Genomic DNA, 1,478 nt, shown 5'->3' with positions numbered 1-1,478 from the left:
CCCTACACCAAAATTCCTTACAGCACGGTAGAGTCCCCGGCCCACATCCAGTTGGCGCTGGAGGCGGCGCAGAAGTCCATCGTGCTGCTCAAGAACCAACACCACACCCTGCCGCTGGCCCACACCATCAAAACCCTGGCCGTGGTGGGGCCCAATGCCGACGACGAGGAGGTGCCGCTGGCCAATTACCACGGCTTTCCCTCCCAGGTCGTGACGCCGCTGGCGGGCCTGCGCAACCGCCTGCCGGGCACCAACATCCTCTACGCCAAGGGCAGCCGCCACGTAGCGGAAGTGCCGGCGCTGGACGTCATTCCCACTGATTATCTGTTCACCACGGCTGATGCGAAGACGCACGGCCTCAACGCGGAATATTACGCCAACAGCAAATTTCAGGGCCCTCCGGCGCGGCGGCAGGTGGATAAGAACGTTGATTTTTACTGGATTAACCGCCTGCCGGCCGCGACGTTTGACCGCGAGAATTTCAGCGCCAAATGGTCGGGCTACCTGCGGCCGCCCACGTCGGGGACCTACAGCCTAGGCCTGCACGGCTACGAGCAGTGCGAGCTGCGGTTCAACGACAGCTTGGTGGCCCGCATCAACAACGAGCACGAGCCCGACCTCAAGTACCAGCCCTTTGTGCTGGAAGCCGGCAAAACCTACAAGCTGGAGCTGCGCTTCGCCAACACCAAGCCCGCGCCGTTGGTGCAGCTGAAATGGGAAGTGCCGAACCAGGACCTGCAAGCCAAAGCGCTGGCCATCTGCAAAAAAGCCGATGCCGTGGTGCTGTGCATGGGCCTCTCGGCGCACCTGGAGGGAGAGGAGATGAAGAACTTCGTAGTCGACGGCTTCAACAAGGGCGACCGGACCAAGCTCAAGCTGCCCGACACGCAACTGCAGCTGATAAAAGCCGTGCAGGCCCTGGGCAAGCCCGTGGTGCTGGTGCTGCTCAACGGCAGCGCCGTGGCCGTGAACTGGGAAAACGCCCACCTGCCGGCCATCGTGGAGGCCTGGTACGGCGGGCAGCAGGCCGGCAACGCCCTGGCCGATGTGCTGACCGGGGCCGTGAACCCCGCCGGCCGCCTGCCCGTGACCTACTACACCTCCGAAACGCAGCTGCCGGCCTTCGACAGCTACGACATGGCCGGCCGCACCTACCGCTACTTCAGTGGGCAGCCACTTTACGAGTTCGGCTACGGCCTGAGCTACACCACCTTCGCCTACTCCCACCTGCAGCTGGCGACGACGGCCGCCATCGGCCAGCCCGTGACGGTGAGTGCCACGGTGAAGAACACCGGCGCCCGCGCCGGCGACGAAATCGTGCAGCTCTACCTGGCCAACACCAGCAGCCCGAATAAGCCCGAAATCCGCACCCTGAAAGGCTTTCAGCGGGTGACGCTGCGGCCCGGCGAGCAGCGCACGGTGAGCTTCCCCCTTGCTCCGGCTGATTTCTCGACCATCGACGATGCGGGCCACCGGGT

1 protein-coding gene is annotated in these 1,478 nt (G+C 64.3%); it reads left to right on the top strand.

The features are described from left to right. Positions 1–1,478: glycoside hydrolase family 3 C-terminal domain-containing protein (locus tag J4G38_RS28220; RefSeq protein WP_226164148.1), on the top strand; the 1,478-nt coding region annotated here is incomplete at both ends.

The organism is Hymenobacter terricola (assembly GCF_017921975.2).
Classification (GTDB): Bacteria; Bacteroidota; Bacteroidia; order Cytophagales; family Hymenobacteraceae; genus Hymenobacter; species Hymenobacter terricola.
This window is presented reverse-complemented; position numbering and strand designations above follow the sequence as displayed.